This is a genomic window from Halomonas sp. SIMBA_159, from assembly GCF_046536035.1.
In the GTDB taxonomy this organism is placed as follows: domain Bacteria; phylum Pseudomonadota; class Gammaproteobacteria; order Pseudomonadales; family Halomonadaceae; genus Vreelandella; species Vreelandella venusta_A.
Genome location: NZ_JAWJBT010000648.1, coordinates 1 through 269 on the forward strand (window position 1 = coordinate 1; position 269 = coordinate 269).

Sequence of the window (269 nt, forward strand, 5' to 3'; positions counted from 1 at the left end):
TGCTGATCGCCCTCGCCGCCGGACGACGCATCCCCGACGTCAACACCCCGCTGCGCGCCTATCGCCCCGACGCCCTGCGACTGCTCGTCGACGCGACCCCGGCCGACGCCACGGTCCCGCACGTGCACTTCTCGCTCGCCGAGGCGCGCGCGGGCTTCACCGTGCGCTACCTCCGCGTCGCCAGCATCCCTCGTCGGGGCGAATCGACCACGGGCACCATGTGGGGGCGAGGGAACTCCGTCACCCTGCCGCCGAAGCGTCTGCGCCGG

The 269-nt window shown here is 74.0% G+C and carries 1 protein-coding gene; it reads left to right on the forward strand.

The features are described from left to right. The coding region (locus R0J87_RS20800; protein ID WP_498888634.1) for a hypothetical protein at positions 1–269 on the forward strand (269 nt) is incomplete at both ends.